This window comes from Nicoliella sp. ESL1113, assembly GCF_058509245.1.
The window spans coordinates 1,059,752-1,079,312 of sequence record NZ_CP196387.1; the positions used below are offsets into that span (position 1 = coordinate 1,059,752).

The 19,561-nt window shown below is 40.5% G+C and carries 10 protein-coding genes, 10 tRNA genes, 3 rRNA genes, 1 pseudogene, 1 riboswitch and 1 other annotated feature; of the genes and pseudogenes, 5 read left to right on the forward strand and 19 right to left on the reverse strand.

Going from position 1 to position 19,561, the window contains the following annotated elements; translation table 11 throughout:
- Positions 1-219: 219 nt before the first annotated feature.
- Both mscL and ACSYTJ_RS04495 read left to right on the forward strand, forming a co-directional pair.
- A pseudogene (mscL, locus tag ACSYTJ_RS04490) lies at positions 220-570 on the forward strand (large conductance mechanosensitive channel protein MscL); the annotation flags it as partial.
- A 185-nt stretch (positions 571-755) separates the two neighbouring features.
- Positions 756-1,391: a deoxynucleoside kinase gene (locus ACSYTJ_RS04495; protein WP_491720133.1), complete on the forward strand. Its 636-nt coding sequence runs from the start codon at positions 756-758 to the stop codon at positions 1,389-1,391.
- A 67-nt stretch (positions 1,392-1,458) separates the two neighbouring features.
- Here the strand turns inward: ACSYTJ_RS04495 and pepV are convergent, their stop codons facing one another.
- Positions 1,459-2,865, reverse strand: coding sequence for a dipeptidase PepV (gene pepV, locus ACSYTJ_RS04500; RefSeq protein ID WP_491719600.1), 1,407 nt, complete (start codon positions 2,863-2,865; stop codon positions 1,459-1,461).
- A gap of 115 nt (positions 2,866-2,980) precedes the next feature.
- Here pepV and ACSYTJ_RS04505 point away from each other — a divergent pair, with 115 nt between their 5' ends.
- Positions 2,981-3,808 carry an NAD(P)H-hydrate dehydratase gene (locus tag ACSYTJ_RS04505; protein ID WP_491719601.1) on the forward strand — a complete coding sequence of 276 codons (828 nt, stop codon included), beginning with the start codon at positions 2,981-2,983 and terminating at the stop codon, positions 3,806-3,808.
- A 36-nt stretch (positions 3,809-3,844) separates the two neighbouring features.
- Here the strand turns inward: ACSYTJ_RS04505 and ACSYTJ_RS04510 are convergent, their stop codons facing one another.
- Together ACSYTJ_RS04510 and leuS are read right to left on the reverse strand one after the other, a co-directional pair.
- The gene (locus ACSYTJ_RS04510) at positions 3,845-5,521 is read right to left on the reverse strand and encodes a putative polysaccharide biosynthesis protein (protein ID WP_491716426.1); all 1,677 of its coding nucleotides are present in this window, start codon (positions 5,519-5,521) and stop codon (positions 3,845-3,847) included.
- 162 nt (positions 5,522-5,683) lie between these two features.
- Positions 5,684-8,104: a leucine--tRNA ligase gene (gene leuS / locus ACSYTJ_RS04515; protein ID WP_491719602.1), complete on the reverse strand. Its 2,421-nt coding sequence runs from the start codon at positions 8,102-8,104 to the stop codon at positions 5,684-5,686.
- A 51-nt stretch (positions 8,105-8,155) separates the two neighbouring features.
- Positions 8,156-8,372: a binding site (T-box leader), on the reverse strand.
- Between the two features lie 85 nt (positions 8,373-8,457).
- On the opposite strand from leuS, the gene mnmM reads away from it, so the two are divergent.
- Positions 8,458-9,024, forward strand: a complete 567-nt coding sequence (gene mnmM, locus ACSYTJ_RS04520; protein ID WP_491719603.1) for a tRNA 5-(aminomethyl)-2-thiouridylate-methyltransferase MnmM — start codon at positions 8,458-8,460, stop codon at positions 9,022-9,024.
- A gap of 10 nt (positions 9,025-9,034) precedes the next feature.
- On the opposite strand, the gene ACSYTJ_RS04525 is transcribed toward mnmM, so the two are convergent.
- The 16 genes from ACSYTJ_RS04525 to ACSYTJ_RS04600 form a co-directional block, all read right to left on the reverse strand.
- Positions 9,035-10,507 (reverse strand): MDR family MFS transporter, encoded by a 1,473-nt coding sequence (locus ACSYTJ_RS04525; protein ID WP_491719604.1) that lies wholly within the window; start codon positions 10,505-10,507, stop codon positions 9,035-9,037.
- A gap of 62 nt (positions 10,508-10,569) precedes the next feature.
- Positions 10,570-11,763 (reverse strand): methionine adenosyltransferase, encoded by a 1,194-nt coding sequence (metK, locus tag ACSYTJ_RS04530; RefSeq protein WP_491716430.1) that lies wholly within the window; start codon positions 11,761-11,763, stop codon positions 10,570-10,572.
- A 2-nt stretch (positions 11,764-11,765) separates the two neighbouring features.
- Positions 11,766-11,847, reverse strand: a riboswitch (SMK box riboswitch).
- A 114-nt stretch (positions 11,848-11,961) separates the two neighbouring features.
- Positions 11,962-12,046 (reverse strand) — tRNA-Leu (locus ACSYTJ_RS04535).
- A 16-nt stretch (positions 12,047-12,062) separates the two neighbouring features.
- Positions 12,063-12,133 (reverse strand) — tRNA-Cys (locus tag ACSYTJ_RS04540).
- A 72-nt stretch (positions 12,134-12,205) separates the two neighbouring features.
- Positions 12,206-12,278, reverse strand: a tRNA-His gene (locus ACSYTJ_RS04545).
- 12 nt (positions 12,279-12,290) lie between these two features.
- A tRNA-Trp gene (locus tag ACSYTJ_RS04550) sits at positions 12,291-12,361 on the reverse strand.
- Between the two features lie 6 nt (positions 12,362-12,367).
- Positions 12,368-12,450 (reverse strand) — tRNA-Tyr (locus ACSYTJ_RS04555).
- A gap of 5 nt (positions 12,451-12,455) precedes the next feature.
- Positions 12,456-12,528, reverse strand: a tRNA-Phe gene (locus tag ACSYTJ_RS04560).
- A gap of 47 nt (positions 12,529-12,575) precedes the next feature.
- A tRNA-Asp gene (locus tag ACSYTJ_RS04565) sits at positions 12,576-12,649 on the reverse strand.
- A gap of 42 nt (positions 12,650-12,691) precedes the next feature.
- A tRNA-Glu gene (locus ACSYTJ_RS04570) sits at positions 12,692-12,763 on the reverse strand.
- A gap of 13 nt (positions 12,764-12,776) precedes the next feature.
- Positions 12,777-12,867, reverse strand: a tRNA-Ser gene (locus ACSYTJ_RS04575).
- A 5-nt stretch (positions 12,868-12,872) separates the two neighbouring features.
- Positions 12,873-12,945, reverse strand: a tRNA-Asn gene (locus ACSYTJ_RS04580).
- Between the two features lie 6 nt (positions 12,946-12,951).
- Positions 12,952-13,068, reverse strand: a 5S ribosomal RNA gene (rrf, locus tag ACSYTJ_RS04585).
- Positions 13,069-13,139: 71 nt separating this feature from the next.
- Positions 13,140-16,056 (reverse strand): 23S ribosomal RNA (locus ACSYTJ_RS04590).
- Positions 16,057-16,277: 221 nt separating this feature from the next.
- Positions 16,278-17,853: ribosomal RNA gene (locus tag ACSYTJ_RS04595) — 16S ribosomal RNA — on the reverse strand.
- Together the 16S, 23S and 5S rRNA genes with 10 tRNA genes alongside form the textbook arrangement of a ribosomal RNA operon.
- A gap of 301 nt (positions 17,854-18,154) precedes the next feature.
- The gene (locus ACSYTJ_RS04600; RefSeq protein WP_491716431.1) at positions 18,155-18,745 is read right to left on the reverse strand and encodes a peptidylprolyl isomerase; all 591 of its coding nucleotides are present in this window, start codon (positions 18,743-18,745) and stop codon (positions 18,155-18,157) included.
- A gap of 175 nt (positions 18,746-18,920) precedes the next feature.
- Between ACSYTJ_RS04600 and ACSYTJ_RS04605 the strand changes: the two genes are divergently transcribed.
- The gene (locus ACSYTJ_RS04605; protein WP_491716432.1) at positions 18,921-19,559 is read left to right on the forward strand and encodes a VTT domain-containing protein; all 639 of its coding nucleotides are present in this window, start codon (positions 18,921-18,923) and stop codon (positions 19,557-19,559) included.
- Positions 19,560-19,561: the final 2 nt, after the last annotated feature.

The window sequence follows — 19,561 nt, forward strand, 5'->3', positions numbered from 1 at the left end:
TACCCACGTTGTAATGATTTGAAATTCGCTAATGTTTAAATTCATCGTGATTACAAAAGTAGTAATTACCACTATCAATATGAAAACAATTAGCCAAATATAATCCTTTTTATTCAATAAACCACCATTTCTACATTTTATTATAAGATTTACAAATTATCTGTTAGAATATAAATATATTATATAATATCTAGCTATGCTAAACAAAGGAGAGTCATTATGCTTAAAGATTTTAAAGCTTTTATTGCTAGAGGAAATGTAATTGATTTAGCCGTCGGGGTCATTATTGGATCTGCATTCACTGCTATCGTTAAGTCCCTTACTTCTGACTTGATCAATCCATTAATTGGAATTTTCTTAGGAAAAATTGATCTATCCGGAATCGTGTTCACAGTGGGCAAAGCCCACTTTAAGCTAGGTTCTTTTATTAACTCCATCATTAACTTCTTAATTATCGCATTTGTAGTTTTCATAATTGTTAAAGTCGTTAATAAACTTGTTAAACGCGATACTAGTACTAAGATCAGTACTACCGATCAATTATTAACTGATATTAAGGGGTTAATTCAAACGAATGGTCAAAACCCAAATGGAGATTCTAATGCTGACTCTGCTAGTAATGCTTCAAGCAGTGCTGCTGATTCATCATCAGCAACTAGTCAAAACTCTAGCAAATAGCCCATTAAAAATGGCATTTAACTAATTAAATTGGTTAAGTGCCTTCTATTTTATGTTGTTAAGTAAAGGAAGGTTAAATTTTGATAATTACTTCTGGAATGATCGGCGTTGGTAAAACGACCCTGACCGGTAAACTTGCTAAGCACTTCAATAGCCGCCCTTATTATGAACCTGTAGGTGACAACCCCGTATTACCATTATACTATCGTGATCCAAAGCGATATGGTTTTCTACTACAAATTTTCTTTTTGAACAAACGTTTTAAAATGATCAAAAGGGCATTAAAACAAAATCACAATGTTTTAGACCGTTCAATGTATGAAGACGCCCTGTTTACAAAACAGAATAATATCGATGGTAATATCTCAGATACTGAGCTTGCGGTCTATAATGAACTATTAATGAACATGCGCAGTGATCTTTCTTCGATTCCCAGTCCCCATCAAGACCTCATGGTATATGCTTATGCTGATTTTGACACGATTCTTAATCGGATCAAAAAAAGAGGGCGTGAATATGAACAATTTGATAAGAACCCCGAATTAAAGAATTATTATTATCGATTATGGGAAGCATACCAAAATTGGTTTATTGAATATGATGAAAGTCCTAAGATTAAAATCGACCTTCAAAAATATGACTTATCAAATCCAAGTAATCTGCCAATTGTATTAAAACAAATTGATGCTGCCGTTCTAAAATTTAATGTTTAAAAATTAAAATCCGTCTAAAGTTGAATTCACCATGAATTTAACCTTAGACGGATTTTTGATTTAGTTATTATTCATTCAGTTTAGCTAAAGCACTACCATAAATCGCCATTGCTAACATTAAATCATCAATTGGCTGAAATTCATTAGCTTGGTGCATCGTATTCTTAGTCCATGGGAAAAGGGCTCCGAAAGCGACCCCTCTTTCCATTAGCCGTGCAAATGATCCCCCACCAACAACGTGTGGCTTTGCTTCATCATCGCCACTTAGGTCTTTGTATACAGAGACCAATGTTTTAACGATTGGATCATCGGCTGATACATAGTGGGGACCCATATCATCTTCTTGGGTCACTTTGCCACCCTTAGCACCTGCATTTAACCCCTTCATAATATCAGCGGGTCCCATGCCCTTTGGATATCTGAAATTAGTGTTGACCATTCCACCATCCTTAATATCGAAACGCATGATTCCAATGTTCATTGTTAGATCACCCATTACATCGTCAGTTAAGTTAATCCCTAAATGGTGACCTCTGGAATCGTTGTGCAGTTTATTAACAATAAATGAAATAAAGTTATTTGCATCACCCGCAAATTGGTATTGACTGAGGAACAGTGCTAAATAAGTCCCCGCATTTACACCATCGTCTGGTTCCATTCCGTGAGCAGATTTACCAATCACGTGCAATTGCAAGCCCCCATCGGTAACTTGAGAATCACCGCTAACTGGGTATGAATCCAAGAATTTAGTAAAATCATCTGAAACCTTTTCATTATTATCAGATTCCAATACTGCAAACGCATCTCTTGGGACCATATTATCACGTAATCCGGATTTAAAACTACGGAGGGTAAATTCGGTATCTTCTTCACCATTATTATTACCACTAAATGTGGTTACAAAAGTAGTGTTTCCCTTCTCACCATTAATGACTGGAAATTCAGCATCAGGAGAAAAGCCAAAGTCAGGTGCTGGTTCTAATGATAAATAGTGTTTGATTCCAGTCCAGTTACTTTCTTCATCAGTCCCAATTAAGAAGCGGATCTTAAATTTAGGTTTAATCCCAGCATCTTTTAACATCTTTAATCCGTAATAAGCTGCTAGTCCTGGGCCCTTGTCATCAGAAGTTCCCCGCCCGTAAAGAACGTTATCCTTAGTCGTTAATTCAAATGGATCGGTGTTCCAACCTTCACCAGCTGGCATTACATCGGCATGCACAATGATTCCTAGGGTCTGATCACCATCACCGTATTCAATATAACCAGCTAAGTTATCATAGTTTTTGGTTTTAAAACCATCCCGTTGCCCAATTTCTAAGTACTTAGCCAATGCAGCTGCAGGACCTGGTCCAAGTGGAAATTCATCAGTTGCATGTTCATCATCACGTTCACTATCAATTGATACGAGTTCCTTTAAATCTTGTAAATAATCTTCTTGATAATCCTTTGCTTTTTGTTTCCAATCAACAGTCATAAAGATTAACCTCCTAAATTTATGTAGCTATTTCAATTTTAGCATAACTTAAAATAGTTGACATGTTTAAAGCAGCTAAAATAGAATGGTATAATAAATTCAAGAGGTGGAAACAATGAAATACATTAATAAATCGATCGTCGAACAAACGATTAGAGTTAGACCTGATAATAGTTTTAAGGGTACGTACGGCCATATCACGCTAGTTGGTGGCAACGCTAATTTCGGTGGTGCGATTATTATGGCCACAATGGCCGCCGTCTATTCAGGAGCGGGATTAGTCACGACTTTGACCGATCCTGTCAATCGCACCAGCATTCACTCCCAACTACCAGAAGCAATGGTGGCCGATTATCATGACTCGGCTACTTTAAAGACCTCAATAAGTGGTGCGGATGTAATCGTAATTGGGTGCGGACTTGGTACTGATGATGAAGCGTTAGCGGTTTTAAAGGCGGTTTTTGAAACCGTTAAGCCGAACCAATTTTTAGTGATTGACGGATCTGCGATCACAATGGTAGCTAACCAGCACTTATCCTTGCCAGATGCCCACCTAATCTTTACTCCCCATCAAGTTGAATGGCAACGATTATCTGGAATCAAACTTGCTGATCAGTCAGATACTAATAAGAACCGCTCCGTTCGCGATCAACTAAATGCCATTGTTGTTTTAAAGTCGCATCGAACCCAAGTCTATACTAAAGACGCGGTTTATGAAAATACAGTTGGTACTCCTGCTCAAGCCACTGGTGGAATGGGTGATACGCTTGCTGGCATGGTCGGTGGCTTTGTTGCTCAATTCGCTAATAAGGAAAATGCCGTCGTTGCTGCAGTTTATACCCATAGTGCCATTGCAGATCAACTAGCTAAAAGCCAATACGTTGTTTTACCACATCAAATTATTCATCACATTCCCCAATTTATGAAGACGTACGAAGCATAATAAAAATCCTCCTAAGCCATTAGCTTAGGGGGATTTTTATTTAATGTGTAGCGTCGTTCTTAAGCGCCCGATGCGAGCACCTAGGACTTGATCTGCGATACGCGTCTTTAAGGTTAAGTATAAATAAACAAAGCCACCCAGGCAGACAGCAAAAAGGGTCACGATTCCACTCCCCACCGTGGATTGAATATTCATAAAGTGTCCTAATGACCAGTTAAGCGCAAAAACTGATATCAAAGCAGTAACGTATGTCAAAATCGAAAACAGCAAAATTTGATTAGTTCTCTTAACCACTAGCCGATAACTAATATGAAATTGGCGCGTCAAGGAACGCAGAATTAACCAATTTGTTACTAAGAAGCCCAGCAAAGTTGATACTAACGGCCCGAAAGTTCCAAACATTGCAACTGCTGGAACCTGACAGATTAATTTGACAATGGTCCCAATAATAAAGAACTTAACCGCCAATTTATTTTGATAAATCCCCTGCATGATAGCAGAAATGACCGTGAATAAACCGAGGACGATCGAGACAATTGAATAAAACGAAAGGATATTAGCAGATAAATGGCCATAACCAGTTCCGTTAAATAAACGGTTCAACGGTCCTGCAATGGCAGCCATCCCCAACGCTGATGGAATCATAATAAATTCAAATAGAATCAATCCACTAATAATTTCACGACGAATTCCGTCAGTATCATTATTAGTATAAGCTTTAGACAGCAACGGTACTACTGTAATTGCCAATGCAGAAGCTAATGAAATCGTAATCATCACTAACTTATTAGCATTTCCCGCATAAATGGCAAAGAGTTTTTGTAAAACAACTTCTGGATAATTCCTGAAAATCCGCATTAAATCAAAAAAGGTAAACTGATCGATCAATTGAAAAATCAAAACGCCGGCTCCCAATATAATGAATGGAACGGCTTGGGTGATGATTTCTCGATATAGTTGAATGGTCTTAACTTCTAATTGATTGTTACTATTATCAACTAGGCGACGGTAGTAATTCCGCCGTTTAAAATAGTAATAACCTAAAACTAACAATCCCGCTACCGCACCCATAAAGGCAGCAAAAGTAGACTGAGACACAGCGGTGATCCAATCACCCTTGATCACGCCAAGATGCATAATCAATAGCGCTGTTACCAACATGTAAGCAACCCGAACTAATTGTTCCACGAATTGCGAAATTGCTGAAGGCGCCATGTCTTGATACCCTTGAAAAAAGCCCCGCGTTAAACTCATTGTAGGAATGATTAAGATTGCCCACGCTAACGCTCGCATTACCGGAATTACATTTTGATCGCCATTATCTAAAAACGGTGCTGCAAAGTATAACAATCCCGCAAAGATGACCCCGGTACTGATTGATAATAACAGCCCCCGTTTATAAAGCTTAAAGCCGATTCCATATTCATTTAAAGTATTATAATGAGCCACCTGTTTAGCAACCGCAGATGGAATTCCAGCAATGGCTGCAATCAATAACACTCCATAAACGTTATATCCCTGAACATAGAGGGCGTTCGCCTGAAAGAAGAATCCTGCAAACCAAATTCGCCATGGAATGATGTACACTGCTCCCAAGATCCTAGATAAAATACTACCAGCGGTCATCCAAGCGGAGCCCCTTAGCATTGTATCTCGCGATTCTGTATCCCCAGAAGCTAATTCCACTTCAGATTCCCTTTGACTTTCTTGCATTTTTATTTCCTACTTTCTAACCCGATTTCTTGATAAAAAATTACATAACTTGTTTATTCTAATCAAAAAAGCAAGCGATATCAATATCTATTTGCCATTTGATAATAAAGCTTAAATAAAAAAGTCCACCATTTGGCGGACTTTTAAAAAATGAAAATTATTTTAATCAGTGACGATATTAACGATTTTACCAGGAACTACAATTACCTTTTGAACCGTCTTACCATCAGTAAATTCTTTTACCTTTGGATCTGCTAAGGATTGCTTTTCAACTGAATCCTTGTCAGCATCCTTAGATGTCTTGATGTGGGCACGGACCTTCCCGTTGACTTGAACTACCATTTGCACAGTGGATTCAACTAACTTACTTTCATCATAAGTTGGCCATTCTTCGTATGCAATTGATTCATCGTTACCACACTTGCTCCATAGTTCTTCAGCAATGTGGGGAGCAATTGGTGAAAGCATCTTAATAAAGCCTTCCACATAAGCAAATGGTAAACTATCAGCCTTGTATGCTTCATTGATGAAAACCATCATTTGTGAAATTGCAACGTTAAACCGCATCTTTTCAATGTCATTAGTTACGGTTTTAACAGTTTGGTTATAAACCTTATCTAATTTACCATCATTAAAGTTCGTTACCCGATCACGGAGATGGTTATTATCATCCATGAATAACCGCCAAACACGGTTCAACCAACGATATGAACCTTGAATTCCTTCGGTACTCCAAGGTTTGGCTTCAGTCAATGGTCCCATGAACATTTCGTAAAGCCGCAGCGTATCAGCACCATATTCCTTCACGATATCATCAGGGTTAATAACATTTCCCTTGGACTTGGACATCTTTTCGTGATTGGTTCCTAGGATCATCCCTTGGTTAACTAACTTTTGGAATGGTTCCTTAGTTGGAACGACGCCGAGATCGTACAATACCTTGTGCCAGAACCGTGCATACAATAAGTGCAAGACCGCATGTTCAGCTCCACCAACGTAGAGATCAACTGGTAGCCAGTACTTTAATTTTTTAGGATCTGCTAGTTGCTTGTCGTTATGCGGATCGATGTAGCGTAAGAAGTACCATGAACTCCCAGCCCATTGTGGCATGGTGTTGGTTTCACGCTTCCCCTTCCGACCGTTTTTATCAACAACGTTGACCCAGTCAGATACATTAGCAAGTGGACTTTCACCAGTTCCAGATGGCTTTAGATCACTGACATCTGGTAGTTTCAATGGTAATTCATCTTCTGGTACTAAAGTGGTTTCACCATCTTCCCAGTGAATAACTGGAATTGGTTCTCCCCAATATCTTTGCCGTGAGAAAATCCAATCACGAAGTCGATAGTTAACCTTCTTATGTCCAGCATGATGTTCAGTTAACCAATCAATGGCGGCCTTAATGGCGGTCTTTTTATCCATTCCATCTAAGAAGCCTGAATTAACGTGCTTTCCATCACCAGTGTATGCTTCCTTAGTGGTATCGCCACCTTCGATGACTGGCTTAATTGGTAAATCAAACTTCTTAGCGAATTCATAATCACGGTCATCATGGGCAGGAACAGCCATGATGGCACCAGTTCCGTATGATGAAAGAACGTAATCACCAATCCAAATTGGCACTTCTTCACCGTTAATTGGGTTGATTCCGTAAGCTCCAGTAAAGACCCCGCTCTTATTCTTGTTCAAATCGGTTCTTTCCAAATCGGACTTGGTTGAAACTTCCTTGCGGTATGCAGCAACGGCATCCTTTTGGTCAGGGGTGGTAATTTGATCAACTAAGTCGTGTTCTGGAGCTAAAACCATGTATGTAGCCCCAAATAAAGTATCTGGACGGGTGGTAAATACTTCTACCTTCTTGTCTTCATGGCCCTTAACCTTAAAATCAACACTCGCTCCAACGGAACGGCCGATCCAGTTACGTTGTTGTTCCTTGATGCTTTCAGGCCAATCCAAGTCGTCTAAGTCATCGATCAAGCGATCAGCATAGGCAGTAATTCGTAAGACCCATTGGCGCATTGGAACCCGATAAACAGGGAAGCCACCCCGTTCGGTCTTACCGTTGATTACTTCTTCGTTGGCAACCACGGTCCCACCCATTAAATCAGGTGCCCAGTTTACTTCGATTTCATCTTCGTAGGCTAAGCCCTTCTTATATAATTGTTCGAAAATCCATTGGGTCCACTTGTAGTACTTAGGATCCGTGGTATTCACTTCACGATGCCAATCATATGAGAAACCAAGCGATTTAATTTGTTTTTTAAAGGTTTGAATATTCTCTTCAGTAAACTTACCAGGATGGTGGCCAGTCTTCATTGCGTATTGTTCAGCAGGGAGCCCAAATGCATCCCACCCCATTGGATGTAAGACGTTCTTACCCTGCATCCGCTTCATCCGCGCCATAATATCGGTAGCGGTGTATCCTTCTGGATGACCAACGTGTAGTCCTTTTCCAGATGGATAAGGGAACATATCCAAAACGTAGTATTTTTCTTTATCATAATCATCACTGGTTGCAAAAGTATCATGCTTATCCCAGTAGCGTTGCCATTTCTTTTCAATATCTGTGTGATCGTAAGGCATTTATATTCCTCCCTTTTCTTAAACAACAAAAAAGCCCCATAGAAAAAAATTCTATAGGACGATTATTCCGCGTTACCACCTAAATTCTTTACCCAAAAAGGCAAAGCACTCGAGTCCTTAACGCGGAAAACGTTTTAATCTACTTATTTATTAGTTTCAATTAAGAATTAATAACGATGAGTTCGTCGGTTAATTATCTAAATTCACACTAACCATTTAGTCTCTGAAAAAAATTAAGCCCACTACTATTTCGTCTAATTTATGTTGTTCAATTTAATGTTATAATAGCAAAGTTAACTCATAAAAGCAAGCGAACTACTCATTTAATTTTAATGAAGGGACGAATCGTTATCATGAAAATCAAACCCGCTTTATATTACAGCCATTCATTACTCCAAACGGTCGTTGAACACGGTGACACCGTTATTGATACGACCGTAGGCAACGGCAATGACACAGAATTTTTAGCAAATTTGGTAGGACCCAATGGAATGGTTTATGGTTTTGACATTCAAGAATTAGCAATTGAGCATACCAATAAACGACTGGCAGAGCAGAATTTATTGAACCAAGTAAAACTTTATCATCGCGGTCATGAACAAATAAATAATACCCTTCCACCTGAACAACTAATTCGGGCTGCAACCTTTAATTTAGGCTATCTGCCAGGTAGTGACCATAAAAAAATTACTACTGCTAATACAACCATTCCAGCAATCAAGGCGTGCCTAGCACGGTTACAGCCAAATGGTATCATAACGATCGTTTTATACTATGGACACCCTGGGGGTAAAAATGAAAAAGAGCTTGTAATTCAATTTTCTGAACAACTCAATCAAAAAGAGTTCACAGTATTAAAATATCAATTCATCAATCAGGTCAATAATCCACCCATTTTGATTGCCATCCAAAAAAGATGATGCCTAAATTCTAGGCAACATCTTTTTTACGATAAGTAATATTAATAATTAAAGCTAAAGCCACAATAACCGTCCCCACTAAAAAGACATCATGCAGGGAATTATACAAAATATTTTTTAAATTAGGGAGTAGCTTAGCAGGAAGTGTTGCTGCTGTGACTGGATCCATTAGCTTGTTAATCATTTTAATTGAAGTTCCAGAAACTTGCAGGGTCCCGACCCTTAATGAAGTATTCATAAAGATTCCAAAAATTGCAATAAATAAGGTTTGTCCAACCGTTCGACACAAAACATTAAATGAAGTGGCAGCCCCAACATTATTGTCAGCAACTTTATTTTGTACTACGACAATCGGATTCGTAGTGGCAATCCCAAATCCTAACCCACAAATTGATGTTAATAAGATAAATAAATTAAATGCCATTGTTTGTGGAGCAAGCACTAATCCAAAAGCACCTATTAATACTAAAACGATTCCAATGGTCGTAACATCTCTGGAATGTAATCGCGTAATTAACCAACCTGATACAAATGAACCTAATATCCAAAGAATCGAGCTAGGTGTAATTGCTAATCCAGCAAGGGACGCCCTTAATCCCATTAATCCTTGAATCCAGTTGGGAACATAAACTTCAATACACATTACAAAGCCACTAATAAAAAACGTTACAATATTTTGAGCAACAAAGGAACGATGTTTAAACATGCCCATCGGAATAATTGGTTCGACACATGAATGTTCTCTTCGAATAAATAAAATAAAGCTAACGAACAAAATAACAAATAAAAACGCTAGTCGACCTAAATTAATATTGCGATCACCAATGAGTTGAATCATTGCCATCAAGGATAATAGAATTACTGCTAAATAAATCGTCCCTAAGTAATCAATATTCATTGTCTTTCGATCATGATCTTCATTCAAATAGAATGCAATTACCCCTAATATAATTAAACCAATTGGAATATTTAATAGAAAAATCCAACGCCAATTAAATGTATCAACGATAAATCCTCCCAATAATGGTGCAATTACAGCTGAAATCCCCCACCCTGCTCCGTTTAAGCCAATTACTTTAGAACGTTTGGAAAATGGATAGATATCAGCAATTATTGCATATGAAATGGGTAAAATCACGCCCGCACCAATTCCTTGAATTGCACGCCAAATAATCAACGTTTGCATACTGGTAGCTAATCCAGATAATAATGAACCAGCAATAAAGACACTCAAGCCAGTAATTAAAACTCTTTTTCTGCCAAGTTGATCAGATAATTTCCCATAAATGGGGGTTGCAACTGAACTGGTTAATAAATAAATAGAAAAGACCCAATTCATTAGTGAAACTCCATGTAGTTCTCCAACGATCGTTGGCATTGCTGTTGACACAATTGTTCCTTCGATCGAGCTTAAAAAAGTTCCAACAAATAACGCAATTGTAATAATTAAGGTATTCTTTTCACTATTTTGTTCGTTATTCATATTTCCACCTATCTTAAATAATAAAAAGCCCACCCGTTAATATAGGTGGGCTTTTTATTTAATTATTTATTAAATAATGATTTTAATTCATCAACTTTATCTGTGTGTTCCCATGGTAGATCAACATCAGTTCTACCAAAGTGTCCATAAGCAGCAGTTGGTTCATAAATTGGTCTTTGAAGATCAAGCATTTTAATAATTCCAGCAGGTCTCAAATCAAATACCTTTCGAACAGCTGTCGTTAAAGCTTCCTCTGAAAATTCACTCGTGTCATAAGTATCAATTGAAATCGAAACAGGTTCTGCAACCCCAATGGCATAAGCAAGTTGAATTTCAACTTTATGAGCAAGCCCTGCTGCAACGATATTTTTAGCAATGTATCTTGCAGCATAACTAGCAGAACGGTCTACCTTAGTAGCATCCTTACCTGAAAAAGCTCCTCCACCATGATGAGCAGCCCCACCATAGGTATCAACAATAATCTTTCGACCAGTTAAACCAGCATCACCCTGTGGACCACCAATTACGAAACGACCAGTTGGATTAATGAAATACTTGGTTTTATCATCGAGTAAATCATTAGGGATAACTACTTTAATGACTTTATTTATAATATCTTCCCTAATTTGATCTAAATTAGCCTCTGGACTGTGTTGAGTACTAATAACAACTGTATCAACTCTAAATGGTTTATCGTTGTCATCATATTCGACCGTAACTTCAGCCTTAGCATCAGGTCTTAAATAAGAAATGGTACCATTTTTTCTAACTTCTGCAGTTTTGCGCATCAATTTATGGCTAAGTGAAATTGGAAGTGGCATTAATTCAGGAGTTTCGTCAATCGCATACCCAAACATAATTCCTTGATCACCAGCACCAATTTTATTTAAAATATCGTCGTCTGATCCTTCACGGCTTTCAAGAGCATCATCAACCCCTTGTGCAATATCTGGTGATTGTTCATCAATTGCAACCATTACAGCACAAGTATCAGCATCAAAGCCTAAAGAACTGTTAGTATAACCAATTCTTCTAATTGTATCTCTAACTACTTTCTGAATATTTACATATGCAGTCGTAGAAATTTCACCAAATACAAGCACTAATCCAGTTGTGACTGAAGTTTCACAAGCAACCCGTGCATTTGGATCCTTTGCAAGTAGTGCATCTAAAATTGCATCACTAATCTGATCAGCAATTTTATCTGGATGGCCTTCAGAAACAGATTCTGAAGTAAATAAATGTCTTTCTCTCATAATATATTAATTCCCCCTAATTATTTTGGTTACAAGGCAGCTTCACTGAATGTGAATCCTATCGGGAATAGACTCATAACTATATAAGAGTATCATAAAAGTAATCGAATTAAAAGAATGGTATGATTCAATTGTTCAAAAATTAATCAAAAGCACAAAAAAAGATTCTCATAGTAAATATGAGAATCTTTTTTAAGATACCGGAGGTGGGGTTCGAACCCACACGACCTAAACGGTCACTGGATTTTGAGTCCAGCGCGTCTGCCAATTCCGCCACTCCGGCAAAAAATATAAAACAAAGGCGGTAACCGGATTTGAACCGGTGATAAAGGTTTTGCAGACCTCTGCCTTACCACTTGGCTATACCGCCATTTCAAACTATTAAAGAAAGTTATCACCATGGGATAAAGCCTAATAATCAAACTATTTAGTTTGAATTAAGGGCGGTATGTGGGAATCGAACCCACGCGTGTCGGATCCACAAACCGATGTGTTAACCACTTCACCAATACCGCCATAGCATTAAACAGGGATAGTAGGAATCGAACCCACATCAACGGTTTTGGAGACCGGTATTCTGCCCTTGAACTATATCCCTAAATTATGGAGGGGAGTGGATTCGAACCACCGAACCCGAAGGAGCGGATTTACAGTCCGCCGCGTTTAGCCAGACTTCGCTACCCCTCCGTAAATGGCGCGGGACAGAATCGAACTGCCGACACACGGAGCTTCAATCCGTTGCTCTACCAACTGAGCTACCGAGCCAAAAAAATTGCTAGGGTAAATATTTAATTTTTGAATTAATCAAAAAACGGTCCGTACGAGACTCGAACTCGTGATCTCCGCCGTGACAGGGCGGCGTCATAACCAACTGGACCAACGGACCATTTTTTTGCAATTTTATATCATTAGTAAAATTAATTACTAATGACCCGTACGGGATTCGAACCCATGTTACTGCCGTGAAAGGGCAGTGTCTTAACCACTTGACCAACGGGTCATACAACATAGTATGGAGAGTGAGGGATTCGAACCCTCGAAACAGGCTTTAACCCGTTTACATCATTTCCAATGATGCTCCTTCGGCCTCTCGGACAACTCTCCAAGAACTCCGGCAGGCGGGCTCGAACCGTCGACAACCTGATTAACAGTCAGGTGCTCTACCAACTGAGCTATGCCGGAATAATTGCGTGGCAACGTCCTATCCTTGCAGGGGGCGATCCCCCAACTACTTTTGGCGTTCAAAAGCTTAACTTCTGTGTTCGACATGGGAACAGGTGTATCCTTCTGGCCATCATCACCACACTATTTATCTGTGAGAACTTCGTTCTCTCAAAACTAGATAATATTTTATTCTTCCGTGAGAACAACCTTACTTGGTTAAGTCCTCGACCAATTAGTACTGGTCCGCTCCATGCATCACTGCACTTCCACTTCCAGCCTATCTACCTGATCATCTTTCAGGGGTCTTACTTCCATAAAGGAATGGGAAATCTCATCTCGAGGTGGGTTTCACACTTAGATGCTTTCAGCGTTTATCTCATCCATACATAGCTACCCAGCGATGCGCCTGGCGGCACAACTGGTACACCAGCGGTATGTCCACTCCGGTCCTCTCGTACTAAGAGCAGCTCCTCTCAAATTTCCTACGCCCGCGACGGATAGGGACCGAACTGTCTCACGACGTTCTGAACCCAGCTCGCGTACCGCTTTAATGGGCGAACAGCCCAACCCTTGGGACCAACTACAGCCCCAGGATGCGATGAGCCGACATCGAGGTGCCAAACCTCCCCGTCGATGTGAACTCTTGGGGGAGATAAGCCTGTTATCCCCAGGGTAGCTTTTATCCGTTGAGCGATGGCCCTTCCATACGGTACCACCGGATCACTAAGCCCGACTTTCGTCCCTGCTCGACCTGTATGTCTCGCAGTCAAGCTCCCTTCTGCCTTTACACTCGTCGAATGATTTCCAACCATTCTGAGGGAACCTTTGGGCGCCTCCGTTACTGTTTAGGAGGCGACCGCCCCAGTCAAACTGCCAACCAGACACTGTCTCCCACCACGATCAGTGGTGCGGGTTAGAGTGTTCATACAGCGAGGGTAGTATCCCACCAATGCCTCCATCGAGACTAGCGTCCCGACTTCTATGGCTCCTACCTATCCTGTACAAGCTATACAAACACCCAATATCAAGTTACAGTAAAGCTCCATGGGGTCTTTCCGTCCTGTCGCGGGTAACCTGCTTCTTCACAGGTATCTCAATTTCACCGAGTCTCTCGTTGAGACAGTGCTCAGATCGTTACGCCTTTCGTGCGGGTCGGAACTTACCCGACAAGGAATTTCGCTACCTTAGGACCGTTATAGTTACGGCCGCCGTTTACTGGGGCTTCGTTTCTGGGCTTCGCCGAAGCTAACTCATCCACTTAACCTTCCAGCACCGGGCAGGCGTCAGCCCCTATACTTCATCTTACGATTTTGCAGAAACCTGTGTTTTTGATAAACAGTCGCCTGAGCTTTTTCACTGCGGCTGCACATAGTGCAGCACCCCTTCTCCCGAAGTTACGGGGTCATTTTGCCGAGTTCCTTAACGAGAGTTCACTCGCTCACCTTAGGATTCTCTCCTCGACTACCTGTGTCGGTTTGCGGTACGGGTAGTTAACTACTAACTAGAAACTTTTCTCGGTAGTGTGACATCAACGACTTCCCTACTAAATTTCGGTCCTCATCACACCTTGTCAACACGGTATTAAGCATTTGACTCAATACCTGACTTAGTGCTTGAACATCCATATCCAACAGGATGCTACGTTTAGCCTCCTACGTCCTTCCATCGGTCAAACATAGTTAACTAGTACAGGAATCTCAACCTGTTATCCATCGCCTACGCCTCTCGGCCTCGGCTTAGGTCCCGACTAACCCTGGGAGGACGAGCCTTCCCCAGGAAACCTTAGTCATTCGGTGGATCAGATTCTCACTGATCTTTCGCTACTCATACCGGCATTCTCACTTCTAAGCGCTCCACCAGTCCTTACGGTCTGGCTTCATTGCCCTTAGAACGCTCTCCTATCACGCAACATAAGTTGCGTCCACAATCTCGGTAATATGCTTAGCCCCAGGTAAATTTTCGGCGCAGAATCACTCGACTAGTGAGCTATTACGCACTCTTTAAATGGTGGCTGCTTCTGAGCCAACATCCTAGTTGTCTATGCAACTCCACATCCTTTTCCACTCAGCATATATTTAGGGACCTTAATTGGTGGTCTGGGCTGTTCCCCTTTCGACGGTGGATCTTATCACTCATCGTCTGACTCCTGGATATAAATCAATGGCATTCGGAGTTTATCTGAATTTAGTAACCCAAGACGGGCCCCTCACCCAAACAGTGCTCTACCTCCATGATTCTCGACTCCAAGGCTAACCCTAAAGCTATTTCGGAGAGAACCAGCTATCTCCAAGTTCGTTTGGAATTTCACCGCTACCCACACCTCATCCCAGCACTTTTCAACGTACACGGGTTCGGCCCTCCGGTGTGTTTTACCACACTTTCAGCCTGGACATGGGTAGATCACCTGGTTTCGGGTCTATCACAACATACTATGGCGCCCTATTCAGACTCGCTTTCGCTACGGCTCCGACTTTTCATCTTAACCTTGCATGTTATCATAACTCGCCGGTTCATTCTGCAAGAGGCACGCTATCACCCATTAACGGGCTCTAACTGCTTGTAGGCACATGGTTTCAGGAACTATTTCACTCCCCTTCCGGGGTGCTTTTCACCTTTCCCTCACGGTACTGGTTCACTATCGGTCACTAGGGAGTATTTAGCCTTGGGAGATGGTCCTCCCGGATTCCGGCAATGTTTCACGTGTATTGCCGTACTCAGGATCCTGAACTGAGGGAATTAGATTTCGTCTACAGGGCTATCACCTTGTGTCGCAGAACTTCCCAGATCTTTCGACTATCTAATTCTTTGGTAACTCAAATGTTCAGTCCTACAACCCCACCGAGTAAACTCGATGGTTTGGGCTGTTCCCCGTTCGCTCGCCGCTACTGAGGGAATCGAATTTTCTTTCTCTTCCTGTGGGTACTTAGATGTTTCAGTTCCCCACGTCTGCCTTTCAATGAGTATGAATTCGTCATTGAATAATAAACGATTAAATTTATTGGGTTTCCCCATTCGGAAATCTCCGGATCAAAGCTTACGTACAGCTCCCCGAAGCATATCGGCGTTAGTCCCGTCCTTCATCGGCTCCTAGTACCAAGGCATCCACCATGCGCCCTTAATAACTTAACCTATTACCACGTAGTGGTATTTGGTTAATTGAGTAAATACGAATAAAACTAATTTAAAAAACTCAAAATAACGCGGTGTTCTCGGTTGAAATTGTATTTAATACAATTCAATAATTTGGAAAAATTAAAATATTATCTAGTTTTCAAAGAACCAAGTTTGAGAGTAGACCTCTCAAAACTAAACAAAACTATGACTGTGTAAGGTTCCGAATTATTCCTTAGAAAGGAGGTGATCCAGCCGCAGGTTCTCCTACGGCTACCTTGTTACGACTTCACCCTAATCATCAGTCCTACCTTAGGCGGCTAGCTCCTCAAAAGAGGTTACTGCACCGACTTTGGGTATTACTAACTCTCATGGTGTGACGGGCGGTGTGTACAAGACCCGGGAACGTATTCACCGTGGCATGCTGATCCACGATTACTAGTGATTCCAACTTCATGCAGGCGAGTTGCAGCCTGCAATCCGAACTGAGAACGGCTTTAAGAGATTAGCTTGACCTCGCGGTTTCGCAACTCGTTGTACCGTCCATTGTAGCACGTGTGTAGCCCAGGCCATAAGGGGCATGATGATTTGACGTCGTCCCCACCTTCCTCCGGTTTGTCACCGGCAGTCTCACTAGAGTGCCCAACTGAATGCTGGCAACTAATAATAGGGGTTGCGCTCGTTGCGGGACTTAACCCAACATCTCACGACACGAGCTGACGACAACCATGCACCACCTGTCATCCTGTCCCCGAAGGGAACGGCTAATCTCTTAGCTTTGCAGGAGATGTCAAGGCCTGGTAAGGTTCTTCGCGTAGCATCGAATTAAACCACATGCTCCACCACTTGTGCGGGTCCCCGTCAATTCCTTTGAGTTTCAACCTTGCGGTCGTACTCCCCAGGCGGAATGCTTAATGCGTTAGCTGCGGCACTAAAGGGCGGAAACCCTCTAACACCTAGCATTCATCGTTTACGGCATGGACTACCAGGGTATCTAATCCTGTTTGCTACCCATGCTTTCGAGCCTCAGCGTCAGTTACAGACCAGACAGCCGCCTTCGCCACTGGTGTTCTTCCATATATCTACGCATTTCACCGCTACACATGGAGTTCCACTGTCCTCTTCTGCACTCAAGTTTTTCAGTTTCCGATGCACTTCTCCGGTTAAGCCGAAGGCTTTCACATCAGACTTAAAAAACCGCCTGCGCTCGCTTTACGCCCAATAAATCCGGACAACGTTTGCCACCTACGTATTACCGCGGCTGCTGGCACGTAGTTAGCCGTGACTTTCTGGTTAAATACCGTCAAAGCTTGATCATTTCCTATCAAACTTGTTCTTCTTTAACAACAGAGTTTTACGAGCCGAAACCCTTCTTCACTCACGCGGCGTTGCTCCATCAGACTTGCGTCCATTGTGGAAGATTCCCTACTGCTGCCTCCCGTAGGAGTATGGGCCGTGTCTCAGTCCCATTGTGGCCGATTACCCTCTCAGGTCGGCTACGTATCATTGCCTTGGTAGGCCATTACCCCACCAACAAGCTAATACGCCGCAGGTCCATCCTAAAGTGATGCAAACGCATCTTTCAAACAAAAACCATGCGGTTTTTGTTGTTATGCGGTATTAGCACTTGTTTCCAAATGTTATCCCCCGCTTTAGGGCAAGTTACCTACGTGTTACTCACCAGTTCGCCACTCACTTCGATGTTAAGTCAAGTTAATGCAAGCATCAACTATCATTAACGGAAGTTCGTTCGACTTGCATGTATTAGGCACGCCGCCAACGTTCGTCCTGAGCCAGGATCAAACTCTCATCTTATGATGAAAAGCTTAACGTTAGCTCTTCTTAATTTTGTTACTTTTTAAAGCGAATTGACTTCGCATAAGTTTTTTGTACTTCATTTAAAATGAAGTTCCTTACACATTTTTTGTCATAATTTTGTTCAGTTTTCAAAGATCTACTTCAGTCAGCTTCTTTTATGATTTGAAACTAACTATTAAATGTTATCACAAAGTGTTGATTAATGTCAACATCTTTTGAATTTATTTTATAAATCAATCGATGTCTTTATGACAACAAAAAATATCTTAACAAGATTAACAGTTTAAGTCAACCCTTTTTATTTAGAAATTTTAATTTGATCAATTAAAACATCTTGCAATGGTTTGTCAGCTGAATCAACCTTAACATTAGCTATCTTGTCAACAACGTTCATTCCACTAACCACTTGGCCAAAAACAGTGTGTCTAAAATCTAACCACGGGGTCCCACCATTCTTCTTATAAGCATCAATAATTGGTTTTGGAAAATTAGCGTCTTCAAGTTGATTTAATATTTCAGCATTGATTTTCTTACTTTGAACAATAAAGAATTGACTTCCATTTGTATTCGGACCAGCATTAGCCATCGATACTGCACCACGAATATTATAGAGTTGATCAGAAAATTCATCTTCAAATGGTTGATGCCAAATACTTTCACCACCATTACCCGTTCCGGTTGGATCGCCAGTTTGAATCATAAAATCATTAATCACCCTATGAAAGCTACAATGATCATAATAATTAGCATTAGCTAATTCAACAAAATTTTTTACAGTATTAGGGGCTTCATCAGGAAATAGTTGAATTTTAATGTTTCCCTTGCTGGTTTCGATAGTAGCATATAACCCATTTGCTTTATTCGTTTCTAATTGTGGGTATTCAGTCATTTTAATCCTCCTACTTGTTCAAAATTAATTAATCAAACACTAAATATTATCCATGGTTTTGCAGATAAAATCAAATGCTATCTTTTATTTTTTTATAAATTAGATTGCAAAAGCGAATCGGCTATTACCTTTTCTGCTAGAATGTAATTACTAAAATTTATGAGGAGCGAGTCTTTTGGGACAATTAATCGATTTCACACTAAACATTGATAAACATATTATCAATATTGTTAACAACTTTGGAAACTGGACTTATCTAATTTTATTTCTAGTCATATTAATTGAAACTGGTGCAGTCATCCTACCGTTTTTACCGGGGGATTCATTATTATTTGCTGCTGCAGCACTATCTGCAAATGCTAGTTATTCTTTAAATATTTGGATTTTTATTGGATTATTTTTAATTGCATCAATCGCTGGAGATTCAATTAATTTCTTAATTGGTTCGAAAGTAGGAACAAAAATGCTAAATAACAAATGGGTGCAAAAAGTAATTAAACCAGAACAGATCGAAAAAACAAACTACTTTTTTAAAAAGCACGGTTCTGCAGCAATCTTTTTAGCTAGATTTATGCCGATCATTCGGACATTAATCCCATTCGTTGCTGCTAGCAGTAAAATGAATTACAAACGATTCGCTATCCACAACATTCCTGCATGTTTCACCTGGGTATTAATCTGTTGCGGTGCTGGATACTTCTTCGGTAATATTCCTTTTATCAAAGAACATTTTTCAGCAGTTATTTTAGGAATTATTTTGATTTCATTAATGCCAGCGATCATTGGGCTAATCAAAGAAAAAATTAGTAAATAAAA

Bases quoted from the DNA above. Each gene is read 5' to 3' on its own strand.
- mnmM (WP_491719603.1), top strand. From the start codon at position 8,458: ATGAAAATCAAACCCGCTTTATATTACAGCCATTCATTACTCCAAACG.
- pepV (WP_491719600.1), bottom strand. From the start codon at position 2,865: ATGACTGTTGATTGGAAACAAAAAGCAAAGGATTATCAAGAAGATTAT.
- ACSYTJ_RS04525 (WP_491719604.1), bottom strand. From the start codon at position 10,507: ATGAATAACGAACAAAATAGTGAAAAGAATACCTTAATTATTACAATT.
- ACSYTJ_RS04510 (WP_491716426.1), bottom strand. From the start codon at position 5,521: ATGCAAGAAAGTCAAAGGGAATCTGAAGTGGAATTAGCTTCTGGGGAT.
- ACSYTJ_RS04600 (WP_491716431.1), bottom strand. From the start codon at position 18,745: ATGACTGAATACCCACAATTAGAAACGAATAAAGCAAATGGGTTATAT.
- leuS (WP_491719602.1), bottom strand. From the start codon at position 8,104: ATGCCTTACGATCACACAGATATTGAAAAGAAATGGCAACGCTACTGG.
- metK (WP_491716430.1), bottom strand. From the start codon at position 11,763: ATGAGAGAAAGACATTTATTTACTTCAGAATCTGTTTCTGAAGGCCAT.
- ACSYTJ_RS04505 (WP_491719601.1), top strand. From the start codon at position 2,981: ATGAAATACATTAATAAATCGATCGTCGAACAAACGATTAGAGTTAGA.